General features: G+C 66.9%; 5 protein-coding genes and 1 pseudogene. 1 reads left to right on the forward strand and 5 read right to left on the reverse strand.

The window, feature by feature from the left end; all coding sequences use genetic code 11:
* Positions 1-363, reverse strand: a 363-nt coding sequence (locus QZV94_RS22930) for an arylamine N-acetyltransferase (RefSeq protein WP_293682463.1), incomplete at its 3' end; no start/stop codon positions are given.
* A 250-nt stretch (positions 364-613) separates the two neighbouring features.
* On the opposite strand from QZV94_RS22930, the gene QZV94_RS22935 reads away from it, so the two are divergent.
* A complete protein-coding gene (locus QZV94_RS22935; protein ID WP_293682471.1) occupies positions 614-1,378 on the forward strand; it encodes an SDR family NAD(P)-dependent oxidoreductase in 765 nt (254 codons plus the stop codon).
* 17 nt (positions 1,379-1,395) lie between these two features.
* Here the strand turns inward: QZV94_RS22935 and QZV94_RS22940 are convergent.
* The 4 genes and pseudogenes from QZV94_RS22940 to QZV94_RS22955 form a co-directional block, all read right to left on the reverse strand.
* Positions 1,396-2,353, reverse strand: a protein-coding gene (locus QZV94_RS22940) for an IS630 family transposase (RefSeq protein WP_293682465.1) whose coding sequence is annotated in 2 segments (ribosomal slippage) — positions 1,396-2,001 and positions 2,003-2,353 — 957 coding nt in all. Because the reading frame shifts where the segments join, the coding sequence is not laid out codon by codon here.
* Between the two features lie 150 nt (positions 2,354-2,503).
* Positions 2,504-2,749 (reverse strand): hypothetical protein, encoded by a 246-nt coding sequence (locus QZV94_RS22945; RefSeq protein WP_293682467.1) that lies wholly within the window; start codon positions 2,747-2,749, stop codon positions 2,504-2,506.
* 53 nt (positions 2,750-2,802) lie between these two features.
* Positions 2,803-3,945, reverse strand: a pseudogene (locus QZV94_RS22950) (IS91 family transposase); the annotation flags it as partial.
* A 6-nt stretch (positions 3,946-3,951) separates the two neighbouring features.
* Complete coding sequence (locus QZV94_RS22955) at positions 3,952-4,812, reverse strand: site-specific integrase (RefSeq protein ID WP_293682469.1); 861 nt, start codon at positions 4,810-4,812, stop codon at positions 3,952-3,954.
* Between the last annotated feature and the right edge of the window lie 362 nt (positions 4,813-5,174).

Genomic DNA, 5,174 nt, shown 5'->3' on the forward strand with positions numbered 1-5,174 from the left:
ATCGGCAATCCAATGCGTGCCATCGATGGTGACCAGGCTGATCTGGTGCGACCGCCCGGTGGTCTGGCCCATCAGGTGCACCCGGCCCAGCAGCGCCCGCGCCTCGAACCCGAACGCCTGGAGCGCCGTCAGCAGCAGGCCGTTGATCTCGAAGCAGTAGCCGCCGCGCCGGCGCCGCACCAGCTTGTCGAACACCGCGTCCGGCTCCAGCGAGATGCCGCGGCCCAGCATGATGTCGAAATTCTCGAACGGAATGGCCAGCACCTGTGCGCGCTGCAGCGCGTTCAAACCTTCGACGGTGGGCTCGGGCGGCGCGGTCAGCCCGATGCGCTTCAGATAGGCGTCGGCGTCGAATGCGGTCATGGCGAAACTCCCTCGGCGCGGCAGAAGATAGGATGTGATTCGGTGCCGTCAACATCTCCACAATCGTCATTCCCGCGCACGCGGGAACCCAGCTCTTCGTAAGGCATCGGCCGCTCCTGAACCCCAGATTTTATCGTGATCGAGGCGCACGCGGGCCTCATCCCTTGCCCCGACTGGGTTACCGCGTGCGCGGGAATGACGATGAGGTTAGGGTGGCGAAAACTTCGCTAGGGAGAGCCCGAAAATGACAATGCAAGACCGTTTCCGCCTCGACGGCAAGGTGGCGCTGGTAACCGGCGGCGGGCGCGGCATCGGCCGCGGCATCGCACTGGCGCTGGCCGAGTGCGGCGCCGACGTGGCCGTGCTGGCGCGCCGGCAGGCGGACGTCGACGCGGTGGCGGCGGAGATCGGCGAGCGCGGCCGGCGCGGCCTGGCGCTGACCGGCGACATCATGAAGACCGAGACGCTTCCGGCGGCGCTCGATGCGGTCGTCGGCCATTTCGGCCACATCGACATCATGGTGAACAACGCCGGCGGCAACACCGACCGGCGCGGCTATGCGCTCGACGAGATCACCATGGAGAAATGGGACGAGCAGATCGGCCTCAACATGCGCCACAAGTTCCAGGGCTCCCAGGAAGCGGCGAAGCGGATGCGCGACGGCGGCCGGATCATCAACGTGGTGTCGATCGCCGCGCTCCGCCCTTATCTGGGCTTCGGCGCCTACGGCTCGGGCAATGCCGGCATCATCGCCATGAGCCGGACGCTCGCCGTCGAACTGGCGCCGCGGAAAATCACCGTGAACTGCATCGCGCCCGGCGAGATCTATACGGATCTGCTGACCGAATCGCTGGGATGGGACCAGAAGGCCGCGCAGGATTACGCCGACACGGCCATTCCGCTGGGCCGGATCGGCACTCCGGAGGACGTGGCGGCCGTCGCCGTGTTCTTCGCCTCGCCCGCCGCCGAATGGACCACCGGCCAGTGGGTCGAGGTCTCGGGCGGCCGCAGCTAGACTAGAGCATCGTGCCATTAATCTGATCCATATCCGGCGGCTTTGAAGTAGTTCCAACATTCGGCTGGATCATAGAAGTCGCAGATATCGCCGACGGCCTCGATCAAGGCGTCGAAGGTTCGTGCGGCCGCTTTGCGGAGGTGGGCCTTGAGTTTGGAGAAGGCCATCTCGATCGGGTTCAGATCGGGCGAGTATTGCGGCAAGAACAGCATCCATGCGCCGCGGGCGCGGACTGCGGCTTCGGCCTTGGCACTTTTGTGGACCGAGAGATTGTCGAGGATGACGACATCACCCGGCGCAAGCGTCGGCGCGAGCTGCGTCTCGATGTAGATATTGAAGGCCTCGCGGTCCATCGCGCCGGGGATCACCCATGGCGCCGTCAGACCGTCATGACGCAGACCGGCAATGAAGGTTTGGGTCCCCCATTTGCCGAACGGAGCGCTGGCCTGGAGACGCTTGCCTTTCTTGGCGCGCCCCCGCTGGCGCGTCATCTTGGTGTTGACCGAAGTCTCGTCGATGAACACCAGGCGCGCCGGCTGGCGGCGCATGCGTGGCTGCCTGTGGTCGATCCAGACCCGGCGCCGCTCGGCGACGTCAGCGCGTGCGCACTCCGACGCCATCAGCTGTTTTTTTATATGTGAACCCGGCCCGGCACAGCAGTTTCGAGAGCGACGCGTTGGCGGCGAGCACCCCGCGCTCGCTCTGCAGCCGAGCCGCCAGCTCAGGCATGGTGATGTCGGGCACCGCCTCCACAACCGCAATCAGGTAGTCCAGATGAGCGGCCAAAGGACCCTTGCCCGCCGGACGGCCCTGCTTGCGCGGTGCTGGACTACCCTCGTTCGCGGATCGCGCACTCCAGCGGATCGCAGAACTAACGCTCACCCCAAAACGCTCCGCTGCCTTTCGGCGCGAACTGCCGGCGGCCACCGCCGCCGTAACCCGCAAACGCAAATCATTAGATCGGCAAATACCCATGATCCACCTCCGACCAAAGTGAATCACAACTCTTCAAATCTGGGAATCTGGAGGCTTCTGTGAGGTCGCGCGGCTCTGGCGGCGGTCGAGGGCTGGATCGCGACCTCATTGAAGCCGGATTGAGCGAACCTGCGGGATGGCGCGGGCTGGCTATGGGGATTGAGGCTGTTCGGCCCGGTCCGGGATGCCTCGCTGACGGCGGGCCAGGAGGCCATGGAGCCGTTGGCAGGGTTCGGCGGCCTCACGGGCGCCCCCGATGGTGGCGGCTTTGTCGTTGTCGTGGTCGTTCCGGCCCGGCATGAAGCCGCGCTCGTGGCGAGGCGGCGCGCGGCCTCGGCCGGAGCGCGCGCCGCCCGGTACCAGCAGGTCGATGCGGGTCGGACGCCATGCGGTCATGAGGTGTCCCATTGGCAGGATGGGCGGCATGATTCCGGCCGTGGCAGCGTACCGAGGACGATCATGGCACCGCCGCAGCAGGGGCACCGCTCGGTCGCCGGCACGGTTCCGCCGACGCCGGGTTGCTCTTCCGGGCTCGGCGCCGGCGCCCCGAGCAGCGTGCGGCAGAGCGCGATCTTCGCCGCGCGATGGCCGTTGGCGAGGAAGCCGTAATGGCGGATGCGATGGAAGCCGTCCGGCAGGGTGTGGAGCAGGAAGCGGCGGATGAACTCGTGCGCGTCGAGGGTCAGGGTCTTGGTCTTGCCGTGGTGGCGATAGTCCTTCCAGCGGAAGCCGACCTGGGTATCGGTCAGGCTGACCAGCCGGGAGTTGGCGATGGCGACGCGGTGGGTGTAGCGGCCGAGATAGGCCAGCACCTGGGCGGGGCCGCCGAAGGGCGGCTTGGCGTAGACCACCCATTCGACCCGGCGCCGCTCGGCGAGCCATCGGGTGAAGGCGGCGGGTTCCGCGAGCTTGGCGAGTTCGCCGAAGAAGCCGAGTTGGCCGCTCTCGAAGGCGGCGCGCAGGGCGTCGAGGAACAATCGGCGGAACAGCCGCGAGAGCACGCGCACCGGCAGGAAGAAGCCTGGCCGGCAGGCGACCCAGTGCCTGCCTCCGGCTTCCGCCGGGGCAGGCTCCAGCGACAGCCCGCCGCCCGGCACGACGCAATGGACGTGCGGATGATGGTGCAGGTTCTGGCCCCAGGTGTGGAGCACGGCGACAAGACCGATCTCGGCGCCGAGATGCCTCGGGTCGGCGGCGACCGTGCGCAGCGTCTCGGCCGCGGTGCGGAACAGCATGGCATAGAGCACCGCCTTGTTCTGGAAGGCGACGCCGGCAACCTCGGCCGGGAGCGTGAAGACGACGTGGAAGTAGGGCACGGGCAGCAACTCGGCCTGCCGGGCCGCGAGCCAGTCGGCGCGGGCGTGTCCCTGGCACTTCGGACAGTGCCGGTTGCGGCAGGAGTTGTAGGCCTGGCGGACGAGGCCGCAGTCGGAACAACGCTCGACATGGCCGCCCAGCGCCGCCGTCCGGCACAGCTCTATGGCGCTCATCACCCGCCGCTCGACGCGGCCCAGGTGACCGTCATGCGCGCGGCGATAGTCCTCGCCATGGTGGCGGAACACGTCCGCCAGTTCCAGACCGGCCGGCATGATGCTGGATCACGCCGGTGGCACCACGTCGAGCGAGAGCCTGTCGAGCGGGCTCTCGGTGCGCCGGATCAGGCCGCTCGAGACCCGCGTGTAGCGGGCCGTGCTCGACAGGTTGCTGTGCCCCAGCAGCACCTGGATGATGCGGATATCGGTGCCGCTCTCCAGCAGGTGCGTGGCGAAGCTGTGCCGCAGCGTATGCACCGTCACCCGCTTGGCCAGGCCGGCCGCCGCGCACGCGGAGCGGCAAGCCGCATAAAGCACCTGGACGTCGATCGGCTTGCTCTCGTCACGGCCCGGGAACAGCCATGTCCTGGGGCGGGCGAGGCGCCAGTAGGTGCGCAGCACGCCCAGCAGCTGCGCCGACAGCATGACGTAACGGTCCTTGCCGCCCTTGCCGTGCTCGACGCGGATCACCATCCGGCCGCTGTCGATATCGGCGACCTTCAGGCCGACCGCCTCGGACGCCCGCAGTCCGGCCGCGTAGGCCGTCGTCAGCACGACACGCGTCTTCAGGCTCGGCACCGCTTCGAGAAACCGCACCACCTCGTCGGCGCTCAGCACCACCGGCAACTTGCGCGGCTCGCGCGCATACGGGATCCGCTCGGGAATCTCGCCGTGACCGAGCGTGACACCGTAGAAGAACCGTAACGCGCAGACCGTCTGGTTCAGCGCCGGCCACGAGATGCCCGTCGAGACCAGATGGACCTGGAAGGCCCGTACATCCTCGATATCCAGCCGCTCCGGCGAGCGGCCAAAATATCGGCTGAACTTCGTAACCGCGTGCAGGTAGGATCGCTGCGTCGCCGGCGACAGATTGCGGACGGTCATGTCCTCGATCATGCGCCGGCGCAGGGGGCTCATCTCGGCCATCGGGAGTACTCCTGTCTCTAGGATCGGGCTTCAACAACCGCAATCCTCTCAGACAGGAGCGCTTCCCCCTAAACGCTCACTCAAATCCCGCGTAAGCGGGTTCGTTCAATCCCTCTCGAATCGTGTTTGTCGGCTACCGCTCTAGTTGGTCGATTGTTGATTACCTCGTTCCGCGACCGCGGCCTTCACATTAGCCTCCGCAATCTCCTGAGCGAATGACCGCAACGGGTCGCATGCTGCCTGGCTGTTCAGGGTGGAAAGCGGTCGGTGTCACGTCCGCCGGTCACCCCACGAGACACGGATGGTTGGTTTCAGCTGAAGCACAAAGTCATCCAGCCTGCGCGGCTCTGCAAATTTGATCA

This window comes from uncultured Phenylobacterium sp., assembly GCF_902826855.1.
GTDB lineage: Bacteria > Pseudomonadota > Alphaproteobacteria > Caulobacterales > Caulobacteraceae > Phenylobacterium.